24 protein-coding genes and 1 pseudogene are annotated in these 26260 nt (G+C 70.0%); 14 read left to right on the top strand and 11 right to left on the bottom strand.

Annotated elements, in window-relative coordinates:
• Window positions 1–48 precede the first annotated feature (48 nt).
• Window positions 49–681 (bottom strand): cysteine hydrolase family protein, encoded by a 633-nt coding sequence (locus tag BMW99_RS25555; protein WP_069463398.1) that lies wholly within the window; start codon window positions 679–681, stop codon window positions 49–51.
• Window positions 682–898: 217 nt separating this feature from the next.
• On the opposite strand from BMW99_RS25555, the gene BMW99_RS25550 reads away from it, so the two are divergent.
• The gene (locus BMW99_RS25550; protein ID WP_069463397.1) at window positions 899–1507 is read left to right on the top strand and encodes a TetR/AcrR family transcriptional regulator; all 609 of its coding nucleotides are present in this window, start codon (window positions 899–901) and stop codon (window positions 1505–1507) included.
• A 35-nt stretch (window positions 1508–1542) separates the two neighbouring features.
• Here BMW99_RS25550 and BMW99_RS25545 read toward each other — a convergent pair whose 3' ends face one another.
• From BMW99_RS25545 to BMW99_RS25525, 5 genes are read right to left on the bottom strand one after another with little or no spacing between them, the layout of a single operon-like run.
• Window positions 1543–2250, bottom strand: a complete 708-nt coding sequence (locus BMW99_RS25545; protein WP_069463396.1) for an alpha/beta fold hydrolase — start codon at window positions 2248–2250, stop codon at window positions 1543–1545.
• A 14-nt stretch (window positions 2251–2264) separates the two neighbouring features.
• Window positions 2265–3509 (bottom strand): MFS transporter, encoded by a 1245-nt coding sequence (locus tag BMW99_RS25540; RefSeq protein WP_407640318.1) that lies wholly within the window; start codon window positions 3507–3509, stop codon window positions 2265–2267.
• Between the two features lie 50 nt (window positions 3510–3559).
• On the bottom strand, window positions 3560–4399 hold the full coding sequence (locus BMW99_RS25535) for an enoyl-CoA hydratase/isomerase family protein (RefSeq protein WP_069463395.1): 840 nt from the start codon (window positions 4397–4399) through the stop codon (window positions 3560–3562).
• A gap of 52 nt (window positions 4400–4451) precedes the next feature.
• Window positions 4452–5255 (bottom strand): alpha/beta hydrolase, encoded by an 804-nt coding sequence (locus BMW99_RS25530; RefSeq protein ID WP_069463394.1) that lies wholly within the window; start codon window positions 5253–5255, stop codon window positions 4452–4454.
• A gap of 43 nt (window positions 5256–5298) precedes the next feature.
• A complete protein-coding gene (locus BMW99_RS25525) occupies window positions 5299–6930 on the bottom strand; it encodes an FAD-dependent oxidoreductase (protein ID WP_218108408.1) in 1632 nt (543 codons plus the stop codon).
• A 1483-nt stretch (window positions 6931–8413) separates the two neighbouring features.
• Between BMW99_RS25525 and BMW99_RS25520 the strand changes: the two genes are divergently transcribed.
• The gene (locus tag BMW99_RS25520) at window positions 8414–8908 is read left to right on the top strand and encodes a winged helix-turn-helix transcriptional regulator (protein WP_069463392.1); all 495 of its coding nucleotides are present in this window, start codon (window positions 8414–8416) and stop codon (window positions 8906–8908) included.
• A gap of 19 nt (window positions 8909–8927) precedes the next feature.
• On the opposite strand, the gene BMW99_RS25515 is transcribed toward BMW99_RS25520, so the two are convergent.
• Complete coding sequence (locus BMW99_RS25515; protein WP_218159313.1) at window positions 8928–10913, bottom strand: ATP-binding SpoIIE family protein phosphatase; 1986 nt, start codon at window positions 10911–10913, stop codon at window positions 8928–8930.
• Between the two features lie 470 nt (window positions 10914–11383).
• Here BMW99_RS25515 and BMW99_RS25510 point away from each other — a divergent pair, with 470 nt between their 5' ends.
• Both BMW99_RS25510 and BMW99_RS25505 read left to right on the top strand, forming a co-directional pair.
• Complete coding sequence (locus BMW99_RS25510; protein ID WP_069463390.1) at window positions 11384–12394, top strand: lipocalin-like domain-containing protein; 1011 nt, start codon at window positions 11384–11386, stop codon at window positions 12392–12394.
• Between the two features lie 80 nt (window positions 12395–12474).
• Entirely contained in the window at window positions 12475–12756 is a 282-nt protein-coding gene (locus BMW99_RS25505; RefSeq protein ID WP_075017613.1) for a helix-turn-helix domain-containing protein, read from the top strand.
• Window positions 12757–12898: 142 nt separating this feature from the next.
• Here the strand turns inward: BMW99_RS25505 and BMW99_RS25500 are convergent, their stop codons facing one another.
• On the bottom strand, window positions 12899–13669 hold the full coding sequence (locus BMW99_RS25500; protein WP_141726113.1) for a hypothetical protein: 771 nt from the start codon (window positions 13667–13669) through the stop codon (window positions 12899–12901).
• Between the two features lie 101 nt (window positions 13670–13770).
• Here BMW99_RS25500 and BMW99_RS25495 point away from each other — a divergent pair.
• A pseudogene (locus BMW99_RS25495) lies at window positions 13771–14031 on the top strand (thiolase family protein); the annotation flags it as partial.
• A gap of 44 nt (window positions 14032–14075) precedes the next feature.
• Here the strand turns inward: BMW99_RS25495 and BMW99_RS25490 are convergent.
• A complete protein-coding gene (locus BMW99_RS25490; RefSeq protein ID WP_069463387.1) occupies window positions 14076–15563 on the bottom strand; it encodes an MFS transporter in 1488 nt (495 codons plus the stop codon).
• 145 nt (window positions 15564–15708) lie between these two features.
• Here BMW99_RS25490 and BMW99_RS25485 point away from each other — a divergent pair, with 145 nt between their 5' ends.
• The 6 genes from BMW99_RS25485 (at window position 15709) to BMW99_RS25460 (ending at window position 21262) form a co-directional block, all read left to right on the top strand.
• Window positions 15709–16275, top strand: a complete 567-nt coding sequence (locus BMW99_RS25485) for a TetR/AcrR family transcriptional regulator (RefSeq protein WP_069463386.1) — start codon at window positions 15709–15711, stop codon at window positions 16273–16275.
• A gap of 514 nt (window positions 16276–16789) precedes the next feature.
• Window positions 16790–18454 (top strand): sensor histidine kinase, encoded by a 1665-nt coding sequence (locus tag BMW99_RS25480; protein ID WP_069463385.1) that lies wholly within the window; start codon window positions 16790–16792, stop codon window positions 18452–18454.
• Between the two features lie 145 nt (window positions 18455–18599).
• A complete protein-coding gene (locus tag BMW99_RS25475; protein ID WP_069463384.1) occupies window positions 18600–19013 on the top strand; it encodes a roadblock/LC7 domain-containing protein in 414 nt (137 codons plus the stop codon).
• Window positions 19010–19408 (top strand): DUF742 domain-containing protein, encoded by a 399-nt coding sequence (locus BMW99_RS25470; protein WP_069463383.1) that lies wholly within the window; start codon window positions 19010–19012, stop codon window positions 19406–19408. The genes BMW99_RS25475 and BMW99_RS25470 overlap by 4 nt, the downstream gene beginning before the upstream one ends.
• Entirely contained in the window at window positions 19389–19997 is a 609-nt protein-coding gene (locus tag BMW99_RS25465; RefSeq protein WP_069463382.1) for a GTP-binding protein, read from the top strand. Before BMW99_RS25470 ends, BMW99_RS25465 begins: the two co-directional genes overlap by 20 nt.
• Window positions 19994–21262, top strand: a complete 1269-nt coding sequence (locus BMW99_RS25460) for a cytochrome P450 (protein WP_069463381.1) — start codon at window positions 19994–19996, stop codon at window positions 21260–21262. Before BMW99_RS25465 ends, BMW99_RS25460 begins: the two co-directional genes overlap by 4 nt.
• Window positions 21263–21312: 50 nt before the next feature.
• Here the strand turns inward: BMW99_RS25460 and BMW99_RS25455 are convergent, their stop codons facing one another.
• Window positions 21313–22527 (bottom strand): cytochrome P450, encoded by a 1215-nt coding sequence (locus tag BMW99_RS25455; RefSeq protein ID WP_069463380.1) that lies wholly within the window; start codon window positions 22525–22527, stop codon window positions 21313–21315.
• Between the two features lie 457 nt (window positions 22528–22984).
• Between BMW99_RS25455 and BMW99_RS25450 the strand changes: the two genes are divergently transcribed.
• The 3 genes from BMW99_RS25450 (at window position 22985) to BMW99_RS25440 (ending at window position 25693) form a co-directional block, all read left to right on the top strand.
• The gene (locus tag BMW99_RS25450; RefSeq protein ID WP_069463379.1) at window positions 22985–23578 is read left to right on the top strand and encodes a hypothetical protein; all 594 of its coding nucleotides are present in this window, start codon (window positions 22985–22987) and stop codon (window positions 23576–23578) included.
• A 56-nt stretch (window positions 23579–23634) separates the two neighbouring features.
• The gene (locus BMW99_RS25445) at window positions 23635–24594 is read left to right on the top strand and encodes an ADP-ribosylglycohydrolase family protein (protein WP_075017612.1); all 960 of its coding nucleotides are present in this window, start codon (window positions 23635–23637) and stop codon (window positions 24592–24594) included.
• A gap of 322 nt (window positions 24595–24916) precedes the next feature.
• The gene (locus BMW99_RS25440; RefSeq protein WP_079138381.1) at window positions 24917–25693 is read left to right on the top strand and encodes a YqjF family protein; all 777 of its coding nucleotides are present in this window, start codon (window positions 24917–24919) and stop codon (window positions 25691–25693) included.
• 63 nt (window positions 25694–25756) lie between these two features.
• Here the strand turns inward: BMW99_RS25440 and BMW99_RS40845 are convergent, their stop codons facing one another.
• A complete protein-coding gene (locus BMW99_RS40845; RefSeq protein ID WP_079138380.1) occupies window positions 25757–26053 on the bottom strand; it encodes a hypothetical protein in 297 nt (98 codons plus the stop codon).
• Window positions 26054–26260 lie beyond the last annotated feature (207 nt).

The raw sequence follows: 26260 nt of genomic DNA, 5'->3' as shown, positions 1-26260 counted from the left end.
GCGGGCTGCCGGCGATATTCACGGCTGCTGGTACTTTTCGGGGCCCGTTCAGGCCGTCACTGCGGGCTCGACACCGGCGAGGAATGCGTCGATGGTGGTCACCGCGTGGCCGAACGTCGGGTAGGAGAGGTCGACCGCTGCGCGCTGAGCTGCTTCGGTGAACTCCGCCACGGCGTCGGTGAGGTACGTGACGTGGTATCCGGCCTCGAGGGCGTGCCGCCCTGTTCCCTCGACGCAGGTGTGAGCGGTCAGGCCGGCCAGGACGACGCGCTCGATGCCCTGCGCCTTCAGTTGCTGGTCGAGGTCGGTCCCGACGAAGGAGTCGAACATCCGGTGGTGGCTGATGACGGTCTCGCCGTCCCGGGGCCGCAGCGGCTGGTAGAAGTCGCCCCCGTAGGAGCCCTTCCAGAACACCTGGTTGTCCAGGGCTCCCTGGAACACCGGCAGCAGGGACGTGACGTCGTCGAAGCTGTGCTCGTCGATCCCGTGCGGGGAGTAGAAGATGCGCACGCCCCGCTCGCGGGACTTCTCGATCAGGTGCGCCAGCCGGGCGGTGAGGTCCATCTCCTTGAGCATGGGGGCGATCAGGCCGTTGAGCTTGCCCTCGTCGGCGAGGAAGTCGTTGAGGAGATCGACCAGGACGAGGGCAGTACGTTCGGCCGGGTAGGGGGGAGTGGTCATGGTGGATCCCTCTTTCCGTGAGAGCTTCGTTCGAAGGTTTTCGTCGGGCTGGGCCCGAGAGCGGCTGGTGGGCGCCATGTCGGCGGTGAAGAGCGACCAGGCCGTCAGTTAAATGTTCGCCATCATGTATAGCTTTAACCATGACATGTAACATTTATTTCCGTCAAGGCAGAATGCCGGGCTGGCCGAAAGGCAGCCGCTCGTCCCGGAGGTTGCGATGCGCGTCTCCCGTCAGCAGGCCGCGGCCAACCGCGAACGCGTGCTGGACACCGCCGGCGAACTGTTTCGTCTGCGGGGTCTGGACGGGGTGACCATCGCCGACATCATGAAGGCCGCGGGCCTGACCCACGGCGGCTTCTACCTTCAGTTCGCCTCGAAGGAAGCCCTGGCCGAAGAGGCCTGCGCGCGCGGGGTACGCGAGAGCGTGGCGGCCCTCTACGAGTCCGCCGTCGGCCCGCCGGACACCCCTGCGGACGGCGGCAGCCGCCACGACGCGCTGCGGCGCGTCGTGGACGACTACCTGTCCGTTCATCGCCGCGAGGATCCGCACGACGCCTGCACGGTGGCCGCTCTGGCCGCCGACGCCTGGCGCGGTTCGCCCCAGATGCAGGAAGTGTTCGCCTCCGGCGTCACCGGCATGGCCCTGGCCATGGGATCGGTCACCGGCGACCCGCCCGCCGAGGGCGTTCCCGCGGCACCGGACTTCCCCGCGCTGGCCACGATGATCGGCGCCATGGTTCTCTCCCGGGCCGTGCACGGCTCGGATCCTGCCCTGTCCGACCGGATCCTCGAAGAGACCAGGCAGCGCCTGATCGACGGCGACTGACCGGGCCGGCCGGTGAGCGACCCCCGCGGAGCGGGTCACGAGGCCGAGGCCACCGCTTCGATGATCACGTCCGCGACCTCGCGCGACCGCGACACCGCGATGGAGTGGGAGCCGCCCTCAAGCACCGTGGCCTTCGCGCCGATCTTCGCGGCGGTCGCCTTCTGGTACTCGGGGTTGATCGCGTTGTCGGCGTCCGGGATGACCCACCAGGTGGGCAGGCGCTTCCAGGCCGGCTCGACCGACAGCGGCTCGCCGAAGGCGACACCGGATGCCGGGCGCTGGTTGGCGGCGCCGGCCGCGGCTTCCTGTGCCGTGACGTCGGCGGCGAAGACCGAGCGGTACTTGTCGACCTGCAAGGTGAACTCGGGAACGTCGCTGCCCGGGTAGCTCCAGGGCTGCAGCGCGTCGACCAGCTCCGAGGGCGGGAAGGAACTCGGGGCGTCCTGCGCGTTCTCGCCCTTGTCGAGGCCGAAGGCCGCCACGAACACCAGGGCCTTGACGTTGTCGGCGGAGCTTCCGGCATAGGTGACGACCGGACCGCCGTAGCTGTGGCCGACCAGGACGACGTCGCCTTCGGTCTGGGCGGCGGCGCTGGCGACGTACTCGCCGTCGGCGGTCAGACCTCGCAGCTGGTTGGGGATCGCGCGGGCGCTGATGCCGGCCTCGCGGAGGTGGGCGATGACCTTGTTCCAGGCGGAGCCGTCGGCGAAGGCTCCGTGGACGAGAAGGACGGTGGCGGACATGGTGGGTTTTCCTTTCAGGAGGAATGCGGGTCGTTGAGCCCCGCGGGCAGCGGAGTTGCCACGACGGGCTGCGCGGGTGGCGCGGTGCGCAAGGTGGCGATCAGTGCCGTGAGGGCGAGAACGGCAAGGACGGCAAGGAAGCCGGTGGCGGTGTCCCGCAGGCCGATGTGCGTGTCGATCACACCGGCCACGACGACGGGCACGGAGAAGGCCGTGTACGCCACGACGTAGATCGCCGAGACGAGCGCGGCCCGGTGTTCGGGGGCGGCCAGGACGACCAGGCTGCGGAACGCTCCGAGGTAGCCCACGCCGAAGCCGACGCCGGCAACGACCGTGCTGGCGTAGAACAGACCGGCGTCGGAGACACTCAGCGCGACGACGGTCAGGGCCGGGCCCACGGTCAGGCTGATGCAGCCTGCGATCATGCAGGTGCGGGCAGACCACGAGCGCAGTGCCGCAATCGACAGCGCTCCGGTGCCGCAGAGCATGGCCGGGACACCGCCGCCGAGCAGGTGGTTGTGGCTGTGGCTCAGGTCGCCGGCCAGGGACGGCCCCAGGGACAGGTACAGCCCGCCCAGGGCCAGTGTGGCGGCAAGGCACGGCACGGCCGCCAGGAACGTGGGGCGTGCCTGCTCCGGGACGGCGATTCCGCTCCACAGCCGCGGTCTGGTGCGGTCGGTGATCGTCTCGTCGACACGGAAGCGCACTCCCGCCAGCAGGACTCCGGCCACCAGCAGCAGGACGATGTACACCAGCCGGTCGGGATGGGGGGCGTACTCGACCAGCGCCCCGGACCCCAGGGCGCCCGCGCCGAGTCCGCCGGTGGACACCAGGGCGTTCACCAGCGCCGCACGGCCGGGTCGTCGGGCCGGTTGCAGGTCCAGCAGGGCGGCCGAAACTCCCGCGCTTGCCAGGCCGGTCGCCGCGCCCTGCGCCACCCGGGCCGCCAGCAGCCATCCGACGCCTGTGGCTGCGATGAAACACAGCAGGCTGATCACCTGCAGAGCCAGTGCCAGGAGGACGACCGGCTTGCGGCCGATGGCGTCCGACAGGGTGCCGAATGCCAGCAGGGCGGCGAGCAGTGCCACCGCGTAGACGGAGAACACCACGGTCAGTGTGATGGCGGAGAAGCCCCAACGGGCGGCGTAGACGCCGTACAGCGGTGTGGGCGAGCTGGCAGCGGTCAGCGAGAGGCCCAGTACCGCTGCGACGGTCCAAAACCCTCGCGGGCTGGTGCCCGGCCGAGCGCCCTTGGGTATCGGTATCGGTTGCGTGGCGGCGTGGCGTGCCGTCCGGTGTGACCCGGCCATCAGTCCGCGGCCTCGAGGTCGCCGAGCGTGGTGCCCAGGTCGAGTTCCGCCGGGCTGCGGGTCTGCAACCCGCGCCGGAACAGCTCGGCAGCCCGTACCTTGACGTTGTCTCCGCTCACGAGGTGCTGGAAGACGGCCGCGTCGGCTCGCACCGCGGCTGGTTCGGGCAGAGTGATGTCGTTGATCGCGGCCTTCGCAGCGATCACCGCATCACGCGGGAACCCTGCGATGCGTTGTGCGGTCGACGCCACGAAGTCGTCGAGTTCGGCATCGGGTAGGGCGCGGTTCACCCATCCGTAGCGCTCGGCCAGGTCCGCATCGAAGTCGGCGGAGGTCAAGACGGCTTCCAGCGCCCGGCCCCGGCCGAGCAGTCGGGACAGGTGCTGGAGTGCTCCCGCACCCGGAGGCGCGCCCATTCCCACTTCGATCTGGCCGAGTACGGCGTTCTCCCGGGATGCGAAACGCATGTCGCAGGCCAGAGCGAACTCGCTGCCTGCTCCCCTGGCCCGGCCTCTCAGCTTGACGATGGTGACCGCCGGGACCTGGCTGACGCTGCGGAGCAGCATCCCCAGCGAGGCGTCTCCGGGTCCGCCGGCCTTGGCTGCCTGCGCGGTGTACGCAGGAACCTTGGTCAGGTCGACGTGCGGGATGAAGAAATCGGGGTCTGCGCTGTCGAACACCACGACGCGCGGTGATCCCGGCTGAGCGAGGTCGCCCAGGAGCGTCACCAGGTCCCGTACGAGCTCGGGGCCGATGAGGTTGATCGGGGGCGCGTCGAATGTCGCGTACAGCACCCGGCCGTCCAGGCGGGTGGTGATCGTCTCGAACGAGGATGTCATCGCATGTGTCCTGTCGGAGGTTCGTCGAACGCCCTTGGCCGGGCTGGTGTGTTCAGAGCCGGTGCTGCTTGAGCCACTGCAGGGTCGCCTGCGCGATCTCTTTCCAGCCGCTGTCGACGGTCAGGGAGTGGCCGCGGTCCTCGAACTGCAGGAGTTCGGTCACCGCTCCGGATCGGCGGTACTGCCGGTAGGTGGCGCGGGTGGTCACATCGGGCACGGTGTGGTCCGCGGTGCCGGAGATGATCAGCAGCGGTCCGCGGGTGTCGTTGGCGGTGCTCACCTTGGCCTGCGAGCGGGGCGAGAAGTTGGCGGTGGCCGCCTGGAAGACCGGGCGCGCCGGCCCGGGAACCGACCACTTGCCGTGCAGTTCGTCCGACTCGCCCTGTGACAGTGCGTTGCCGAAGCCGTATCGGAATGCCTCCCGGGTCAGCGACACCGCGCGATGCAGATTCGCCGGGTTGCCCATGGCGGGCAGCGCGGACCGTATCTGGGCCAGGGGCAGTGGGCGGACGCCCTTCATCTGCGCGGGGTCGATGGCCACCGCGCCGGAGACCAGGCCTTCGCCGAGCAGTTTCTGTGCGATCAGGCCGCCGAAGGAGTGCCCGACGATGACAGGGTCGCCGTCGAGGGCTCCGATGATCTTCCTGAAGTGGTCGGTGGCGTCGTCGATACCGATGTCGGCGACGAGTTCGGGGTGCGCCCTGGCCTCCTCGACGGTGTCCGGCTCGCCCGGCCAGCCCGGTGCGATGGCCTCGTAGCCCGCGTCGAAGAACAGGTCCAGCCAGGGGCCCCAGCTCGAGGCGTGGAGCCACAGTCCGTGGATGAAGACGACGGGGGTGCGTGCTGGTGTGGTCATGGAGTGTCCTCGTGATGGTGACGGTGGTTGCGGCCCTGGTGGGTCATGTGGGCATCGTGGTCAGCGACATGTGTACCGAGCGGATCGCGCTGGCGCCCTCGCCGACGGCCGCTGCGACACGTTTCATGGAGCCGGCGCGGACATCGCCGGTCGCGAACACTCGCGGCAGGCTGGTCTCGAAGGGCAACGGCCGGCGTCCCAGTTCGGCCCACGGCCCGCTCAGGGCCGCGTCCTGAACACTCACGTCGGTGAGGATGAACCCGTGATCGTCCATCGCGACGCCCTCCAGCCAGTCCGTGGCCGGGCTTGCGCCGATGAAGCAGAACAGTCCCCGGCACTCCAGTTCCGTCTCGACCGGGACGTCCTGCCCGTTGCCGCTCACGGTGATCGCCTCAAGGCGGTCACCGCCGTGCAGCCCGGTCACCTCCGTGGAGGTGCGCACGGTGATCGCGGGATGGGCGGTGATGCGGTCGGCGAGGTAGGAGGACATGCCCGCTCCGAGGTCGCCGCCACGGACGATCAGGGCGACTTCGGCACCCCGCCCCGCGAGGTACAGGGATGCCTGACCGGCGGAGTTTGCTCCGCCGACGACGGCGACCGGATGGGGTCCGCAGGCGCGGGCCTCCAGTTCGGTGGCGGCGTAGTAGATGCCGGCCCCCTCGAAGTCGGTCCATCGAGTGAGTGGCAGGGACCGGTAGCTGGCGCCGGTGGCGATCACAGCGGCCCGGCTGCTGATCTCGGTGCCGTCCGCCAGCACCACCCGCAGCCGGTCACCGGTCGCGTCCAGTTCCGCGACCTGGCACGGGCTGGCGATGCGCGCGCCGAACTTCTGCGCCTGCACCACTGCACGGCCGGTCAGGTCCGCGCCGCTGATGCCGGAGGTGAAGCCGAGGTAGTTCTCGATCCTGGAGCTGGCCGCTGCTTGTCCGCCGGAGGCCACGGAGTCGAGCACCAGGGTCTGCAGTCCCTCCGAGGCGCCGTACACCGCTGCGGCCAGTCCGGCCGGCCCCGCGCCGATGACCACCAGGTCCAGCGTCGTTCCCGCCGTGGGTCGGTAGGACAGGCCCAGGTGGTCGGCCAGGTCCGAGGGAGTGGCCTGCCGCAGCACTGCTGCAGGCGTGATGACCAGGGGGAAGTCGTCCGCGCCGGCTCCCACCGCTCCGGCAAGGGTCGCACCGGAGGGCGAGTTCGCCTCCACCCACGTGTGTGGTTGCCGTTGGCGCGCGGCGTAGGTGCGCAGCGCCATGGTCCCTGCCGACAGATCGTGGCCGACGATGACCATGCTGTCGGCCGCAGCATTGGCACGCAGGTCTTCGCGCCGGGCGAGTAGCGCCCGCAGAACGACGTCGGACAGGTCCGGGTCCTCGTCCATCAGCCGGCGGAAGGGCCTCGTCCCCACGCGGTAGACCGCTCCGGGTGCCGTTACCCGTGCACTGAGATAGGTGGACTGGCCGGTGAGCAGATTCAGTTCACCGCTGAACTCCCGCGCGCCGTAACGGGCGACCACGGCCTCCTGCACGTCGGAGGTACCCGGCCGGAAGATCTCGATGCCACCGGACTCGACGAGGATCATGTCACCGGCCGGTTCGCCCACCTTGAAGAGCACGTCACCGGCCTCGGTCGTCTGCTTGATGCCGTAGGCCCGCAGCCGGGCCCACTGGTCATCGCTCAGCACCGGCCTTGCTTCCCTTGCTTCCCTTGATTCTGGCGTCGACATGCATCTGCCCCTCTGGTTGCCTCACTCGGATCACGCCGTCCCGGCACCGAATTCCGCGCACGGCTGACGTCGTGATGACCGGCACTGTCATGCCGCCGGCCAGGAATGATCGATCAAACAGCCAATGGACTTTTACGGGTCCCCGATCACGTGACCTCGGGACATCTCGCCATCACTGACGGCCTCGTGACTTCTCGCGGCGTCGCCACGGCACCACCCCGAAAATGCGCCGCCACCGCCACGTGCGGTAAATGTGCAGCCAGACGCATATCAGCGCCCGGCCCACCGATGCGGAGGCCGTACGGACGGTTCCCGGATCGTTTCCAAGGGCCGAAAGGCCTCAGAGGTTCCAATCAGGTCGTACGCGACATCGGGTTCCATGAGGCCCACTCCGAACGGGGGTCGGTCAATTCAGCGTTGCGGACGCCCGATCAGGGCGTCGCGCCCGTGGAGCGCCGACTCCCGGTGCATGCGCACCCGGGCCACCCTCCGTAACCACTGCGTGACTTCCGTGGCTTCACGTGGGACGACGTGCGTCCGACACCCACTGAGTCTGTCACGACAACCTAGCATGCTGAGTTGGAACGGGCAATTTAGGCCCACCTTGGTTCCGGCCGCCGATCCGGGCCTCCAGAAGGCCCTCGCCGTCGCGCGGAGGAGCCGGGAGACCACCCCCGTCCGCACGTTCAGACCACAGCGTTCCGTGCCCTTCTCCTCGCCTCGCAAAGCTCACACAGGAAAAATTGCGGGCTGAATTCTCACTTCAGTGGTATGTCATCCACAATTGCCACGACCTGTGCCGAAGCGTCCCACGACGAGAATCGTCCTGGATACTCACTCCGCGAAAGCCGACCGCCGCGCCGCCTTCAACATGGCGAGGGGAAAGCCTGACTCCCTCGGACGGCCAGACGAATGAGGAAAAGTCACCTGCGATCCATTCTGCGTTCTTTACGTATGCAGCGCCGGAGTCGATTTCGACGCGACAAGAGAGAGGGAATCCGCAAGCGCTCACAGGGAAAGCGGCATCTTTGCGCCCCCCTCGCACCGCCGGGCCCCACGGTTGACCGTCGGCGGGTCCGATCCCACGCCGCGACACCTCACGCCGCAGGCCAGACGGGCTACGGCAGCCCGCGGTCGACCCCGCCAGGGCTGCGCGACCGGCTCGCCACCGCCCGGCCCCAGACCTATTACCGGCCACCCCGCGAATCGCCATGAGCGGGAAAGGAGGCAGACTCCTCGCCCCTCACTCGGCCTACGGCCCACAGCCCGAGTCGCCCGGCTCCATGCCCGAGCCGCCCCGGGTGAGTACACAGGGAATGATCGCCCGGGCATTGGGCGAACCTGGCCGACTCCCAGAGGTTTTAAATGTTCCTCGTCATGTATAGATGAGGGTTAGCGACATCACCTGGATCGGCGCACAGAACTCAGGTACGATCGTTTCATGGCTAGTTCGTGGATGCATGACTCCACTTGTTCGGTCTCGAGGAGTCTGGGAGTTCTCGGCGAGAATTGGACTCTTCTTATCCTGCGCGAGGCCCTGACCGGTACCACGCGGTTCGCCGAGTTCCGGTCCGCTCTGGGCCTGGCCGCAGACGTGCTGAGTCGGCGGCTGGCTACGCTGGTGGAGTACGGCGTGATGTACAGGGAGCCGTACCAGGAGCCGGGCAGCCGTACACGCTACGAGTACCACCTCACGGACGCGGGGCAGGAGCTGGAAGTGGTGCTGGGAGCCCTGCAGCAGTGGGGCGACAGGAACCTGCCGCGGCCTGAGGGCCCGAGCATTCAGCGCCGTGCGATGCGCACCGACCGCCCGGTTCACGTGGCCTTCATCGACGACCTCGGGTACGAGGTGCCCTGGGCGGATGTCCGTGCCGTCAGGACCGACGTGTACCCCGAGGAGGACTCCGAGGGGGAGAGCGCGGACCAGGCGGGCTGAGTGCCGCCGCACAGCCCCGTCACGTGCTCAGGTGTCGGCCGCGCTCAGGATCAGCAATCGGCAGCTCGAACCACACGGTCTTGCCGCGCCCGCCAGGAGAGTTGCCCCAGGCAGAAGCCAGTGCCGAGACGATCACCAGCCCGCGGCCGCCCTCGGCCTGGTCCTCCTCCCGCGGAATCGTCACGGCCTGGGCGGGGTGTGGGTCGCTGTCCCGGACTTCCACGCGCACGCGCTCGGGATACCGGCGCACGTAGACGTACACGTCGCTGTCGCCGTGGACCAGGCCGTTGGTGACGACCTCGGACACCAGCAGTTCCTCTTCGTCGGCCATGTCGGCCAGGCCCCATCCGTCCAGCCACTGCCTGAGCAGGGCGCGGGTGCGCTGGGCTCCCAGCAGGTCACGACGGTGGATCTTCAGCTGGCGTACGTTGCGCCGGGCCTCGGCGGAGGGCCCCTCGTACCGCGCCAGCAGCAGCGCGGCATCATCGGCATGCTGGACGTGCAGGTCCTCGAAGCCGCCGATGAGCTGATCCGCGAGGGACTCGAGGTCCCTTTCGCCGGCGAAGGCGGCCTTCACCGCCTCTGGCCGCAGGTCGCCCGCGAAGTCGACCAGCCCGTCGGTGAAGCAGGCGAGCAGCGCACCCGGCTCCAGCTCCAGCTCGGCCGCCTCGTAGCGTGCACCGGCCTCGATACCCAGGGGTATTCCGACATCGAGGCCGGAAAGGGGGACGGCGGCGGCGTTCGTGAAGATGAGCGGTGGTGGATGGCCTGCGCTGGCGATCTGGGTCCTGCCCGTGTCCGGGTCCAGCCATACGCAGCAACAGGTGGCGAACAGGTCGGTGTCCAGCCCGACCAGGAGTTGGTTGGCCCGGGTGAGCACCGCCGCTGGATCGTGGCCCTCGGCGGCGTAGGCGCGTACGGCGCTGCGCAGTTGTCCCATCACCACGGCGGCGGCCGTGTTGTGGCCCTCCACGTCGCCGATGACCATGGCCACGCCCCCGGCGGGGAGTCCGATCAGGTCGTACCAGTCGCCGCCGAGCTCGATCCCGCTGGTGGCCGACGCGTACCTGCTGGTGCTGACGACGCCTGCCGGCTGGGGCAGCATCCTGGGCAGCAGCGCCTGCTGCAGGCCCTCGGCCAACTCGTGCCGCGCCTCGTGCATCTGGGTGCGCTCGACCGCCTGTGCCAGCACTGTTGCCAGTGCGGTCAGCGTCGCCTGCTCGGCGACGATCTCCTTGTGGCGCTGGTCGAACGCCATCGACAGCGCGCCCACCGGCCGGTCGCCGACCAGCAGGGGCAGGACCACCCAGAAGCAGTCGTCATCCGACGCCTCATCCGGCAGCCTGCCACGGACGCGGGGATCAGCGGTGGCGTAGAGAGTCTGCCGCTGCCTGGCAACCGCGTCCGTCTCGGGCGTGCTGCGTCCCAGGGGCACACCGTTGGCGGTACGCAGGAACTCCCTCGCACAGCCTGACGCGCCGGCCAGGTACAGCCGGTCCGCGTCGATGAGGCTGACGATCGCGGCGCTGGCCCCGAATCCGCTCATCACCCGCTCCATGGCCAGGTCGACGGCGTCGCGGGTGCGAGTCACCCCTGGCAGGAGGATGGCCAGCTTGTGGAGGTGGTAGATCAGCGGGGCGGTGGCGGAGGTCATGCGTCCGCCGTCGGCTGCCTGGTCGTCGACTGCCACCACGACGGGCACTCGGGGAGGCTCTGGTGCTTGACCGCGGTCGGCCAGCTCTTCAAGACCGGCCGTCAGGTCGGCCGCGATCTCGGCCAGGCGCTCGAGTTGTGCCCTGTCGGCCCCACCGTGGGCGCTCAGCCAGAACGCGGTGATCGTCCCGAACCGGTGGGTTGCGGAGAACAATGGCGCTGCGGCTGCTTGATACGGCAGGGGCGCGAGCACCGACAGGTCCGGGTGGCCTGCCATGATCTCCGTCGAGTGGGCCGTTGCGACCCGGCCGGTCCGCCAGGCCTCGGCTGACGGATAGACGTCGTCGTCCACCGAAACGCGCTCGACGGAGCCGACTCCCAGGGCAGTCACAGCCACCACGGCCGCCCGCAGCTCAGGCGTCCCCGGAACGCGGAGGAAGACGGTCGCGGCTGCGGCACCGACCTCATGCACCAGCCCTCGCGCCGCTGAGAGCAGGAACTCCTGGCCGTCTCCTGCGCCGTCCACGCCTCCGAGACGGCGTGGGGGGTCGCTCGGATCCATTGGCATCGCCGCCCGGCCGGTCAACGTCGCTGTACCAGCCCAGGTTACCGCCGGGTCCGCTCCCCCGCCGGGCACCGCTTCGCGGGCGTCGTGCAGTCAGCCCGGTCAGGCGGCGACCACGCGACAGCCACTGAGTTGTCCATGAGGATTCAGAGGGTTACTCTTTCGTAGCTGCATGGCTTCGCGGCTCACCTCGGCCACCGACAACCCGGAGAGCCGGTCCGCGAGGACGTCGTGCGCGACCAACCGGTGGGAGAGCGGTGAAACACACAATCGACGCCGGGACGCTGGCGGGCAGCTGGCGGCTCAAGAGCGTCACCGAACACCACGGGCACGGGGAAGCCTCAAGGAACGCGTACGGCAGCGAGGCGTCGGGGATGATCAGCTACTCCCCCGACGGATTCATGTCCGTCGTCATCCGTGGCAGGCGCGAAGGACGTCCGCTGACCATCGCCTATGCGGGACGGTACTCGACCGGTGCGGGGGTGCTGACGCACCTGGTGCACGTCGGCATCCCGCCCTTCGACTCCGATCAGAGGCGGTACGCCGAACTCATCGACGCGGACACCTTGCGGCTGTCCACGGCTCCCTTGGACCAGGCCCGTTTCGAACTCACCTGGCAGCGCGTGGCAAACGGTGCCCCCACCCGCCCCGAGGTGTGGGCGGTGGCGTGGAAGGCCCTGGACGCCGAGGTGGCGCGTCGGCTTGCCGAGTCGTCCGACGGCGAGCGAACCGTGTTCAGCGCCGGCGTCGCACAACGCCTCCTGCGGGCGCACGAAGCACTGCCCCTGCGCGCCCAGAGGTCCTTCACCTTGAGCCTGCGCCCTCTGCTGAGCGCGGTGTGGGCAGGCGCCCTGGGTGACACTTCCGCCTTCGGCGCCGTCAAGAGCGGGCTGGGAACGTTCTACCTGAGCGAGTACTGCCACAACGACGGGACTGACGGACCGGACGACGCGCGGGAACCCGCGGCGGCAGCCATTCTGCACGCCGCGCGCGCGTACCTGCACGGCTGCACCGACTTCGCGCTCTTCACCAGCGGTGAGGCGCTTGAAGCCGCCCCCCGACTTCCCGGAGACGAAGGAGGGTACGCAGAGGACCCCGACGAATTCCGAGCCGAGGAACTGCGCCGCCAGCTCAGGGACTTGGACCGCATCACCGCGTATGCGACGGATCTGCGCGGCGCCCGGTTCGGGCTGGCTTCGTCGAGGACGGCCCGTCTGCGCACCGAGCTGCAAGATCCACTCTCCCGGCCGGACGACCTCACCCCGTGACCGTGCAGCCGTCGGATCGGGCCCGTGAGCCCGAGAGGTCAAAGAGGTCCACATCGTCGAAGCAGAACGAGGACTCACCCATGGCAGGAAGACCGTCCGCCGGTCAGGAACAGCACCTCAAAGGTGCACGGCTGGGCATGCGGCTGCGCACCCTGCGCGAGGAACGAGGGTGGACCCACACACAGCTGGCCGATGCCGCGGGGGTCTCACGCCGGACACTGAAGCGGATCGAGATCGCCGGCTCAGCCGCTCCCGGCCTGTTCACGATCGCGGCTCTGGCGGACGCGCTCGGTGTCACGGTCGATGCCCTGGTGGCCTACGCGCACGGGAGCGGCACCGACGACGGCGCGACCGGGCAGTGACGGGGCGGCATGGCCGGGTCGCGGACGCCGTGGTCTCGGGGCACGGTACGTCTCCAGCGCGAGATCGCCGGCCGCTCCGGCCTCGGACCGGTTCGAGCGTTGGGGCGGATGGGTGCGGTTGGTCGGTGAAAGCGATGACCGATCAGGCGCGGATGGCTCCGCTCCAGCGCGCCCGCTGAAAGCGATCGCAGGTGACGGTGACGAGCAGGCCCACCGCTGCCCCGACTCCGACAGCCGGGCCGAATGCCGCGTGGAGGCCGTAGGCGAGGACCCCGGCGTCCGCGCCCGCGAGGACACCGGTGATGACACCGATGCTGCCGGCAACGGTGAGCGTCATCTGGAACACCTGCCGGCCCGGCGTGAGCATGGTGGCCGACTGCTCCGCTCCGGCCTCCGAGGCGACCAACTCGGCGAGTTCCGGAGCCAGCGTCACGTATCGCTGCCGAAGTGCGGTGATTCCGAGGTAGTACTGCCAGTCGTCGATGGCGAGCTCCACGCAGCGCAGAAAGGTCACGCCGCCCAGGAAGCTCAGGCACGAGAGCACCAGCACGTCGAACAGGACGGTACCTGGAGCGCGGCCGGACGATGTGCCGTGGAATCCGATCGCGATCAGCCCGGCCGACACCGCGCCCAAGAAGATGCTCGCCCGTCCGTTGGCCTCGCCGATGGTCGCGGCACGTCGCGTCTGCAGGTTGTAGTGCTCGGTGGTGAGCAAGGTGACCATGACCGACAGGTCGGCGCTCGGGGTGGAAGCAGCCTGCTCATCGTGGTCGTCGCCTGGCCCGCTCATGTGCTCACCACAGTGGGCGGCAGGTTCACGTGGCCGCAGGTCGGCTCTGCGTCCTTCACTTCTCGCGTCGGCATCGTCGGTTCCCTTGTATGCAACGCGCCCAGGCGCGAAGGTCGTTTTCATTGTGCCAACGGGCGGCACGAAGCCCGCCGATTTGACCGCCTGGCCCGCGTGTTCCGACGGCAGCCGCGCCCGGCCTCGCTTCGAGGGCGCGAGCACAACGGATCCGAACCGAGGGCGAGGTCCCCTCCGGCAAGGCGCAGGGTGCGCTCGCCGGGGTGCACCTGGTCGATCGGCACGCGTACGCCATCCGCACGCTGGTCGAGCGGACCGGCATCGAACCGGCACTCGTCGACGACGTGATCGGCGGTGCCGTCGGCCGGATCGGGCAGCAGAGCTTGAACACCACACGCTGGATCGCACTGGCTGCGGGCTTGCCGGAGTCAGTACCGGCCACGACTGTCGACCGTCAGCGCGGCAGCAGTCCCTGCACAGCGACGGGTCGGCCGCCGAGCTGGTCACCAGCGCGTCAGGTGATCCTCGTTTGGTTCGGGCTGTTCGGAGCCGCCTCGCTCAAGGTGGTGACCGCGGCTGGCTCGGTGGAACGCCGCGGCCCCGCGGGGCCTTGCGCCGGCTTGGACCCCGCCAGCCACAGGCCGGTGAACACGGCGGTGGCCAGCGTGACGGCGCCGGCGACGAGGAACGCGCTGTCGAGGCCGGTCTCGAAGGAGGCGCCGCCGGACTGCCGCGCGCGGGCGACGGCTCCGAGCAGCGCCACGCCGAGCACGGCACCGATCTGCCGGGTGGTACTGCTGACACCTGAGGCGAGGCCGCCGTCCTGCGGGCTGACGGCTTGGATCGCGGCTCCCGTCAGCGGGGACATCGTCAGGGCGAAGCCGGTACCGACGAGTCCCAGCCGCCACCACACGTTTCCGTACCCGGTGCCGGCGTGCACGGTACCGAGCGCGAGGAGTCCCAGGCCGGCCAGGGCCAGGCCGGTGGTGACCACGACCCGGAAGCCGTGCCGGGCGGCGAGCCGGCCCGCGTACGGGCTGACGATCACCATGGCGAGGGAGACGGGGAGGGTCTGCAGGCCGGCGCGCAGGATCGAGCTGCCCTGGACGTACACGAAGAACTGGGAGAAGAAGAACGACGAGCCCATGAGCGCGAACCCCACCACGACCATCGCGGTGTTGGACACGGTGAACAGGCGCTGACGGAACAGGCCGAGGGGAAGCATCGGAGCGGAGCGACGCGCTTCGACGGCGACGAGTGCGGCGAGGAGGATCGCTGCCGCGCCGAAGCTGCCCAGGATCACCGGCGAGGTCCAGCCGCGTGCACCGCCCTCGATCAGTCCGTAGGTCAGTGCCCCCACCGTCAGAACGGACAGCACCGTGCCCGGGATGTCGATCGCGGGGGCGCCCGGCTTGTGCGACTCGCCGAGGTGGCGCAGGCCGACCAGCAACAGGGCCACACCGATGGGCAGATTGACCAGGAAGATGGCGGGCCAGCCGAAGGCCTCGGTCAGCACACCGCCGGCCACGGGGCCCGCGGCCAGCCCGATTCCGCTGAGTCCGGCCCACAGGCCGATCGCCTTGACGCGTTCCTGCGGCGCGGGATAGGCGGCGGCGAGCAGGGCCAGGGAGGCGGGGCTCAGCGCTGCGGCCCCGATGCCCTGCAGCACCCGGCCGGCGATCAGCCAGCCGAGGGAGGGCGCGAGGCTGCACAGCACCGACGCCGCGGTGAAGGCCGCCACACCGGTCAGGTACACCCGCTTGCGACCGAACCGGTCGGCGAAGACACCGCCGGACAGCAGCAGCATGGCGACCAGCAGGACGTACGCGTCGACGATCCACTGCAGACCGGTCAGTTGGGTGTGCAGCCGGCGCTGCATGTCGGGCAGCGCCGCCCCGACGATCGTGTTGTCGAGAAGGACCATGAACTGGCCCAGGCAGGTCACCGTGAGCAGTACGGCCCGGTGTGACCGTCTCCCGACGGTCGCGTGCGACGCGGACATGGGATCCCCCTCCATCGTTGGTCGCACCTGGCCGTGGCCGAGGCGGATGGCGACACCCTCGCCCTAACGCAGCCAGGAACTGCGTTAGATGATCGTAGGGCGCACCCTGCCGCAAACGCAAGCGGGAGCTGCGTTAAGGTGAGGCATGAACGAAGGACAGCCGGCGCGGCGCCCCGGCGGGCGCAGTGCACGGGTCGGCGCGCAGGTGCACCAGGCCGTCACCGACCTGATCAGCGAGCGCGGCTACGGCAACTTCACCGTCGGCGACGTCGCGGCCCGCGCAGGCGTTGCCGACAGCAGCGTCTACCGCCGGTGGGGCAGTCTGGAAACCCTGCTCACCGATGTGGCCCTCACGCGCCTCAACGCGCGGTCGCCGATGCCCGACACCGGGAGCCTGGCCGGCGACCTGCGCGCCTACGCGGCCCAGGTGGCCCGCGAGATCACCGGACCCGATGGGCCGGCAGTACTGCATCTCGCCGTCGCCCTGTCGAGCACCGGTCAGCAGGGCCTGCGGGCCGGTGACATCCTCCGTGCCGACCGCATGCGGCAGTTGCAGTCCATGCTCGATCGCGCCCACGAACGTGGTGAGCGCGCACTCGACGCGCTCGACGTGCTGGACCACATCCTGGCCCCGATGTACATCCGCGTCCTGTTCGGCATCGTCCCGCTCACGCCGGACTACATCGACGGGCTGGTCGGCCGATTGCTGTGACCCCGGCCGTCGAGGGACACCTCAACTGACCCTGTGGGGCGACCGGTACGCTCCCGCGGCCACGGACGCCATGCCCAGGAACCATGCAACCCGCAACGGTGGCAGGTCGGTTGCGTCGCGTGATCTCCGGATCACTGCGTCCGCCCGGCCCCCCGGCGCCTCCGCCGGAACCGGGTCCGCGGCCATGACCGCCACGTGCACTCCAGGAAAGCAAGGGAGTTGGGGACCTCGGAGCCGGGCGGACGGGGAGCCGGGGAGGTGAACCGGAAGCCGTCGGCGCGCGAGGTGTCCCGGGCTGGGTAGGATCATCGCGCCCCTGGGGAGCGGTCAGGTCTGAGCTCGCCGGTCAGGCTCGACAGCGCACCCTTTCGCTCTCGTGTCACGGCATTTGCGCGGTCTGTGGCCCGGCCCCTGATCCCTTCTCGTTGTCCCGCTATCGTCCACCGAGGACCATCAGATGTCAGTGTCTTCTCCTCCAGGTCGGCCGGCTGGTCGGCCGTCCCTCGCCAGGCCGTTGGCCGTCACCGGGCCGGTGGTCGCGGTCTGCGCCCTGGCCTGCGCGGGCCTCGGGGCCGCCGCTCCCGCGGACGCGCGGAGCTGGGTGCTCGGGGTGTCCGTGACGTGCGGGGTCCTGCTCTCCGCCGCGGCCGGCTGGATCGCCACTGCCGCCGGACGCGCGCACGACCTGCGGCAGGCGCAGCGGACAGCCGAGTCCCGGGGCCTCGAACTGCGAGCCGAGGCGGCCCGGTTGCAGCAGGATCACGACGCGGAGGAGCGTCGCGCGGCGGAGCTTGCGGCGCAACTGGAGGCCGCCCGCGCCGAACTGGCGCGTACCCGCAAGGAGATCGAGCGCCTGAGCGGCCGGCTGAGCGAAGTGGACGCCGATACCCTGCGGTTGGTCGACGAGGCCATCCCCGAGCTGATGAAGCAGCTCGACGAGGGTGCGTCCGCGGCCACCGCGATGGCCGGGACGACCAAGCTCGACAGCGCCGGGCACCAGAAGGTGCTGGAGGTCTTCGCCACCCAGCTCTCCCGCGGTGAGCGCATGCGCACCGCGACCCTCGCCGCGTGCGCCAACGCCGCGGGCCGGGTCCAGGCCCTGTCGACCACCATGCTGGCCGACCTGCGGGAGATGGAGAACCGCTACGACCAGGAAGTCCTCGGCGACCTGCTGAAGCTCGACCACGCGACGGCGCAGGCCGGGCGGCTCGCGGACAGCATCGCGGTCCTCACCGGTGGCCGTTCCGGGCGGCGGTGGACCAGGCCGATCGTCATGGAGAGCGTCCTGCGCGGCGCCATGAGCCGCATCAGTGCCTACCAGCGCGTCCGCCTGCACTCGACGAGTTCGGTGGCCGTGGTGGGCCACGCCGCCGAGGGCGTGATGCACGCCCTTGCCGAACTCATCGACAACGCGACGAAGTTCTCGCCCCCGACGGAGATGGTGCACGTCTACGTCGAGGAGCTGACCACCGGGGTGATGGTCACCATCGAGGACGCGGGCCTGGTGATGAGCCCCGCCGCCCTGAACCGGGCTCAGTACGCCGTCTCCCACGACCCGTTGAACCTGGGCACGCTGTCCGGCACCCGCCTCGGGCTCGCCGTCGTCGGCGGCCTGGCCCGCAAGCACGGGCTCAGCGTCCACTTCCGCCCGTCCTCCCGCGGCGGCACGGGCGTGCTGGTCCTGATCCCGCAGCAGCTCATCACCCGCCTGCGCGAGGAGGACGCACAGCTCGCCGACACCGCCGCACCCGCACCCGTGCCCGCCTCCGCAGGCGAGACGTCCGGCGCCGCAGACCGGGACGTTGCGGGAGACCGCGGAGCGGACCCGCACCGGCGGTCGGGGGCCGCCGAGGGCGCCGTCCGCCCGGATGCCGTGGCGGCTCCTGACGCCGACGCGGCCGCTGCGGACACCGACGCGGCCGAGGACGACCTGTACGTCCTGCCCAAGCGCGTGCGCGGCCTGACCATGTCCGAGGCCACCCGCCCGCAGGCCCCGCTCGAGGAGCCGGCGGACGTGCCGCGCCCGCGCATCGACCTCGGCGCCCGCTTCGGTGAGTTCCGCGCCGCGAACCAGCGTACGGACCGGACGGACCCGGAGGCCGGCGACCCGGCCACGCCCAGCGCCGGCCCCGCGGACGACGACAGCACCGCCGCCGCCGAAGGCGGCACCGCAGGCTGAGCCGTCGCACGCCCGAGCGCCCACCGCGTGCGGCCCCAGGCCTCTCCCGGCCGTTCCGTTCACCGATCGCCACATCCCACAGGACAACAGATTGGAGGTAGGGGCACCCCCGTCCGGGCCATGACCCGGAACCGCCCCGACCGCGATGCAGACCACCGAACACAACCTGGACTGGTTGCTCGAAGGACTCCTGGAGCGCACTCCCGGTACCCGGCACGCCCTCGTGCTGTCCAGGGACGGCCTCAAGTTGAGCCACTCGGCCGCCCTGAGCCTCGACCAGGCCGACCAGCTCGCCGCCATCGCCTCGGGGATCCAGAGCCTGTCGCACGGCGCCTCGGTGGAGTTCGGGGACGGAACGGGCGGCGTCCGGCAGTCCATGACCGAGTTCCACGGCGGGCTGCTCATCATCGTCGAGGCCGGAGAGGGCGCCCACCTCGCCGTCGTGGCCGCTCAGGACGCCGACGCGGGACTGGTCGGGCACAACATCAGCGAACTCGTCGAGCAGCTCAGCGACTACCTGAGCGCGCCCCCGCGGCGCACCGGTGACGAGTCGGCATGACCCGTCGGTCCGTCGACAGCGAGAACCCCGACCGGCTCTACACCGTCACCGGCGGCCGCAGCCGCACGGACGACACCCGGCTGGACCTGGTCGCCCTGATCGTCGCCGAGTCCGAGCCGACGGCGGGCATGCAGTCCGAGCACGTCAGGATCCTGCGGCTGTGCCAGTCACCCGTCGCGGTGGTGGAGCTGTCCGCCTACCTCGAACTCCCGGTGAGCGTGGTGCGCATCCTGCTCTCCGACCTGCTCGACGCGGGCAAGATCACCGCCCGCCACCCTCGCACGGGAGCACGCAGGGGCACGAGCCAGGCCGCCTTGACCGGATTGGCCGAATTTCCTGAATTGCCCGAATCCGAACTTCTGAAGCAGGTGCTCGTTGGACTCAAGAACCTCTGACCCGAACGCCCGGACGCGGTTGGCCAGTACGGCGGACAACGGCCTCAAGATCGTGATCGTCGGCGGGTTCGGAGTCGGCAAGACCACGATGGTGCGCTCGGTCAGCGAGATCCGGCCGCTGAACACCGAGGAGACGATGACCCAGGCGGGCGTCGGCGTCGACGAGACGACGGGCGTCGAGGCCAAGTCCACCACCACGGTCGCCTTCGACTTCGGCCGGATCAGCCTCAACGAGCAGATGGTGCTGTACCTGTTCGGCGCGCCCGGCCAGGAGCGCTTCTGGTTCCTGTGGGACCGGCTGTTCTCCGGCACCCTGGGCGCGGTCGTCCTGGTCGACCCGCGCCGCATCGCCGACTCCTGGTACGCCATCGACCGGCTGGAGCACCACGGCACCCCGTTCATCGTGGCCCGCAACAACTTCGGCGACCCCGTGCACAGCCTCGACCAGATACGGGACGCGCTCACCCTGCCGGAGGACGTCCCCCTGATCGACTGCGACGTGCGGGAGCGGGAATCGAGCAAGAACGTCCTGATCGCCCTCGTCGACCACCTCTACGCCCTGTCACACGCCCGGGAGAAGAACCAGTGACCGACCAAGCCGCCGGCGCACCCCCCTCCGCGGGACCTCCCGCAGGCTGCCCGGCCCACCCGGACGCCGTGGCACTCAGCGGCCTGCCCTTCCAGCAGACCCCGGCCCGGCTCTACCAGGACATGCGGCGCCGGCACGGTCCGGTGGCCCCCGTCCTCCTCGACGGCGGAATCCCGGCGTGGCTGGTCCTCGGCTACCGCGAACTGCACTACGTCACCACCAACGACGAGCTCTTCGCCCGGGACTCGCGCCGCTGGAACGCCTGGGACAGCATCCCGCCGGACTGGCCGCTGATGCCCTTCGTCGGGTACCAGCCGTCCGTGCTGTTCGCCGAGGGGGCCGAACACCAGCGCCGGGCCGGCGCCATCAGCGACGCACTCGTCGAGGTCGACCAGTTCGAGCTGCGGCGGCACTGCGAGCACGTCGCCGACGACCTCATCAACGCCTTCGCCGGGCGCGGGCAGGCCGACCTGATGGCCGACTTCGCGCACCCGTTGCCGCTGCTGGCCGCGATCTGGATGTGCGGCCTGCCGGAGTCCGAGACCTCCGACATGGTCAAGGACCTGACCACCTCGCTCGACGCGGCCGAGGGCGAGGACCCGGTGGCCGCCTACCTCCGGGTCCAGGCACGGATCCAGGGACTGCTGGACAGCAAGCGCGCCGCCCCCGGCCCGGACGTCACCTCCCGCATGCTCGCGCACCAGGCCGGGCTCGCGGACGAGGAGATCGTCCAGGACCTCATCTCGGTGATCGCCGCGGCCCAGCAGCCCACCGCCAACTGGATCGGCAACGCCCTGCGGTTGATGCTCACCGACGACCGCTTCGCCGTCACCATGTCCGGCGGGCGCGGGAGCGCGGGACAGGCGCTCAACGAGGTGCTGTGGGAGGACACCCCGACGCAGAACTTCATCGGCCGCTGGGCCACCCGCGACACGCAACTGGGCGGCCGGCACATCAAGGAGGGCGACTGCGTCGTCCTCGGCCTCGCCGCGGCCAACACCGACCCCGAGGTCCGCCCGGACGCTCTCGGCGGTGTCGCCGGCAACAGCGCGCACGTGTCCTTCAGCCACGGAGAGCACCGCTGCCCCTACCCGGCCCCCGAACTCGCCGAGGTGATCGCCAGCACGGCGGTGGAGGTGCTGCTCGACCGCCTGCCGGACGTCTCGCTGTCCGGGGCACCGGAGGAGCTGGCCTGGCGGCCGTCGGTGTGGATGCGCGGCCTGGACGCCCTGCCGGTCCGCTTCACCTCGGCCTACGTGGTCTGAGGCCCCGGGGGCGGGTACCGGGCCCCGCCCCCGGTACCCGCCCGATCAGGTCACGCGACGTCGAAGCTCACCCGCACCGACGCCGGACCGCGCGTGAACACCCCCTGCTCGGACGGGTCGGCCTCGTCGGCCAGCCGCAACCCGGGCAGTGCGTCGAGCAGTTGGTTGACGCCGACCTCCACCTCCGTCTTGGCCAGCAGCGCCCCGACGCAGAAGTGCCGGCCCAACGCGAACGCCAGATGGTCGGCCGCCGCCGAGAAGGCGTTGACGGCGTTGAGGTCGCTGCGGAAGATGTCGAAGTGGTCCGGGTCGGCGTACCGCCGCTCGTCACGGTTGGCGCTGCCTATCAGGCAGGTGACGGTGCTGCCCTTGCCGATGACCCCGCCGCTGACCGGCACGTCCTCGGCGACCTGGCGCATGATCATGTGCACAGGCGGGGTGAAGCGCAGGGTCTCGGCGAAGGCCCGCGGGATCAGGCTCCGGTCGGCCTGCACCGCGGCGAGCTGGTCGGGGTGCCGCAGCAGGTTCGCGAAGACGCTCGCGATGGCCTTGTCGGTGGTCTCCCCGCCGGCCGCCAGCAGCAGGCTGCAGAACGCCTTGATGTCCTCGTCGCTCATCACGGTTCCGTCGACCTCGGCCACGCACAAGGCCGAGAGCAGGTCGTCCCCGGGGTGGGCGCGCCGCTCCTGGATGATCGGCAGCATGTACTCGGCGAACTCCTGCCGGGTCCGCTCACCGGCGGCCGCGACCTCGGGGTCCTGGCTGAGGTTGCCCAGGAAGGCGATCACCGCGGTGTACCAGCCGTGGAACTTGTCGTGGTCGGCCTTGTCCAGGCCGAGCATGTCCGCGATCACGTTCACCGGGAAGCGGGTCGCGTACTGGCTCACCAGGTCCGCCGAACCCGTCTGCCGGAAGCCGTCGATCAGCTCCCGGGAGTTCCGCTCGATCACCGGCAGGAACTTCTTCTGCAGCTCCTTGCCGCGGAAGGCCGGCGCCACCAGCGCCCGGCGCACCGCGTGCTCCCGGCCGCTCATCTGCAAGATGGTGCGCCCGTGCACCGGTTCTATCTGCCAGGAGTAGTTGTCGGTGGTGAAGACGCTGTCCTTGAAGGCGCGTTCGACGTCCTCGTACCTCGAGATGATGTAGCTCTGCATGGCCTCGTGCCAGACCAGCGGAGTGCTCTCCCGCATGATCTGGTAGTTGCCGTAGGGATCCTGCGCGAACTCCGGCGACAAGATGTCCTGTGCCTGTCGGGCCACGGACATGAGACTCCTCTGCTGAGCGGGACGTGTGATCACGCTCAGGTTAGGCAGGAACTGCATGGGAACTCCAGTGCAGTTGGCCGTGAGTTCGCCCCGCCCCCGAAGGCAGGCGCGATCACCCGCGGGATGCCCGCGCCCGGCAAGGCGTCTCGCCGAAGAGGCCTTTGGGGCAACGTCCATGACTGGCCGTCAGACACCAGGGTCGCGCGCCCGCCTGCACCGGAGGCGCACACCGCCGGCGTTGCCGCCCGGGACGAGGCACGCAGGTGCCGGGCGTCGATGAGCCCGGCGCCGCGGAGGCGGTGCAGCGATCCGTTCAGGGGAGGCCGAAGCCTTCGCCTTTCCGCGGGTCCGCCGTGCTGCGTTGGTCTGTTCCGGCCTGGACGACTGGGGCCTGCGAGGGGGCGTCAAGGACGGCGACAGCTGAGGACGTCAGGAGCCCTTGGTCCAGAATCAGGGGATGGACGTTCCCAAGCTGCTCGAAGCCGCGACTCTGCTCGTCCCCGAGGAGACCGCCACGGAGAACGACATCACGGTGCGGGACGTCTGGGATTACCTCAGGGCCGACGAGTGGGAGGTGGCCCTCCAACTGCTGGAGGAACTCGGCGACGTCCGCTCGCTCCCGGTCAGCTTCTGGGAGACCCTGGCCACCGCGGCTGAGCAGATGCGGTGGGAGCGGAGTGCGGCCTGGTGCCACTGGCGCTGCTACGAGACCCGAAACGGCATCATCCGAGCCGACCTCACGCTGCGGCCGGCCTCCGAAGCCCGACGGCAAGTCCCCTTCGACGGTGCAGGAGTTCTGCGACCGATGTGGAGCATCGGACATCGCACCTCGACCGGCGAACCCGCCCTCGACGTCGCCCGGCTCTGGGTGGAGTTCATGCCCTTCCTGGGGCCCGGAGGGCAATCCTCGGTACGGCTCGCTCCTCTCGACCCCTCGCAGTGGCAGCACCTTGAGCCCGGACAAGTGATCACGATGCACGAGGACAGATCCGTCGCCGGAACGGCCGTCATCCTGGAAGTTCGACGCCCGGGGACGGCCGGCACCGAGTAGGGCGAAACGGCGTTGGTGCCCGCGCGGCCGTCGCGCAACGCGGATAACCTGCGCGGATGAAGCGGGTTCAGCGGGTTCAGCGGGCCGCCGGCGCGATCGTCGGCTCAGCGGTGGGTGACGCTCTGGGCGGCCCCTTCGAGTTCGGTCCCCCAGGAGCGTTCTCCGCGCGGTTTCCCGCACCAGGTGCCGGTGGCGAGATGAGCGGAGGCGGTGGCTGGGACCCCGGCGAGGCCACCGACGACACGCAGATGGCCGTCCTGGTCGCGGAGTCCCTGCTGGAGCGGGGCGGACTCGATCTCCCGGACGTCTTCACCCGCTTCCAGCGGTGGGCAGCATCAGAACCGAAGGACATCGGCCTGCAGACCGAAGACGTCCTGACCAACGGCATGCCCTGGGACCTCGCCGCCGCCATGCACTTCCAGCTCAACCAGCGAGCAGCGGGAAACGGCTCCTTGATGCGGGCATCGACCTCCGCGGTCCACTTCGCGGCCGCCGGCCGGCAGGCCACCATGGACGCGGCCCGCCGCATCGCCGCCCTCACCCACGGCGACCGCGCGGCCTGGGAAGGTACCGCGATCTTCCACGAACTCATCCGCGTCGCGCTCGAGGACACCGACCCCCTCACCGCGCTCCCGGACGTCCTGGCGCTTGTCCACCCCGACCACCGCGACCGCTACTCCACCGTCCTCGCGCCCGACTGGCACCCCGATCAGGCGACGGAGTTCAACGGTGCCGTCTGGCCCTGCCTGGGCTCCGCCGTCTGGGCCCTGCGCACCACCACCAGCTTCGAAGACGCGATACGCGCGGCCATCGACCTCGGCGGTGACACGGACACCGTCGCCGCGGTGACCGGCGGCCTCGCAGGGGCGTACTACGGGCTGGCTGCGATCCCCGCCCACTGGACACAGCCGCTGCATGTCCCCCTCCCAGGATTCGACGGACGAGTACTGCGCCTGGCGGACCTGCTCCACCTTGCACACCGCCTCGGAACAGGGCTGTCGATGAGACAGGTATGACAGCCCGCACGGACGGCGAGGCCTTCGTCCCGCATTTCGCGGTCCTCAAGCGGAATCGATGCGTGAACGATGCAACTGGCGGAGCCGGCGCGCGCCGGCGGACACTCGCCACATGAGCCGTTGGCCCGGGCTGCTCGGCCGCAGGGACGAACGAACCCTCCGTTGCCGGCACCGCACGCAAGGCGAGGCGGTGCCAGAGGCCGAGGTGCCGCCCTATCCGGCGGATTCACTCAGGAAATGCGAAGAGTCGCCATGAGCGTGCTGAACGCAAGCCTGCCCGAATACGGCGTCGCGCAGCGAGCCGTGACCGAGAACTCGCCTCATGGCTGAGTGCCCGAGCCGCCACACCGGGCCGGCTGAGGCGACGGCCCGGAACTCCCCGCTCGCCCTCAGCCATGTGCTCTTCCGCCAGTCATGGCATGACGTCGTCTTCCTGCACTGGGAAGCCGATCCCTACGAGGTCGCCCGGTTGCTTCCTTCCGGGACCTACCCCGACCTCTTCCACGGCCGGACGTTCGTGGGCCTGGTCTTCTTCGCCATGCGGAACCTCGCGTTCGGGCACGCACCACCGCTGCCCTACGTCGGTGCCTTCACGGAGGTCAATGTACGGCTGTACAGCAGGGACGCGCTCGGGAGGCGGGCGGTGGTGTTCCGTTCCCTGGACTGCGACCGGCTGCTGCCCGTGCTCGCCGCGCGGGCCGGCTTCGGCTTGCCGTATCGCTGGTCGCACGCATCGCGACGGTGGCACGACAACAGGCTCGTGTACCGGTCCCGCGGACGCCGCGACGGCAGCCGCGCGGGAGGGAGCGCCTGGATGGAGGTCGGCGGCAAACCCGCCCGCACACGGCCGATGGACGACTTCCTCACTCAGCGCTGGGGCTTGCACGAAAGCGTCAGGGGACGCACGTATTACCTGCCCAACACCCATCCGGCATGGACGTTCCTCGACTGCGAGTTGCTGGGCTGGAACGCCTCCGTGGTCGGGGCGGCCGGACTCGCCGAGCCGCTGGACCATCCGGTCAGCGTCCTGTACGCGCCCGGGGTGCCCGTCCGGTTCGGACCACCCGTCCGGCTACCTGGACGGACGGACGTCCCATGAGCGAAGGGAATCAGCAAGGCCTCTCCCGCCCTGGCTTCGTCGGCCTTCGCGATTGTGGCGCCGTCAGCCGTGGTGGCCGCCGCCGTCGAAGCCGCCGTGATGGCCGCCACCGTGACCGAAGCCGCCGTGGTGTCCGGTGTGCCAACTGGAACCGTGGCTACGGTGATGGTGATCGTGGTGACCGGCGTCGCCGACGGGGAAGGCCGTGGCGGATACGTCGACGTCGTTCCTGTCGCCGAAGGACCGACCTGGCCAGGCGCGGCGCCCGAGCCCGCGTGCCAGCCTCCTCGCGATGCCTACTGCCGCAACGACGACGAGCAACCCGACGATCCAGATGATCGCTGGTGCGGTGGAAATCATCGCGCCCCCCAATGTCGACCTGCCGGTTCTCAAGGATCGATCCGACGGTGGGCGGTGTCACGGGACTTGATGCACTTCAGAGCTTGGCCGGTCCCGAGCGCCCCCAGCGGCCGCCACCGGCAGGACGCCGCACGCCCCGTGGGGCGTCAGAGTGCTGCCGCAGTGCATCCGTAAAGCGCCGCGACAGGTGACACGTTGAAGGCCCAG

The organism is Actinacidiphila rubida, assembly GCF_900110255.1.
Taxonomy (GTDB): domain Bacteria; phylum Actinomycetota; class Actinomycetes; order Streptomycetales; family Streptomycetaceae; genus Actinacidiphila; species Actinacidiphila rubida.
This window is presented reverse-complemented; position numbering and strand designations above follow the sequence as displayed.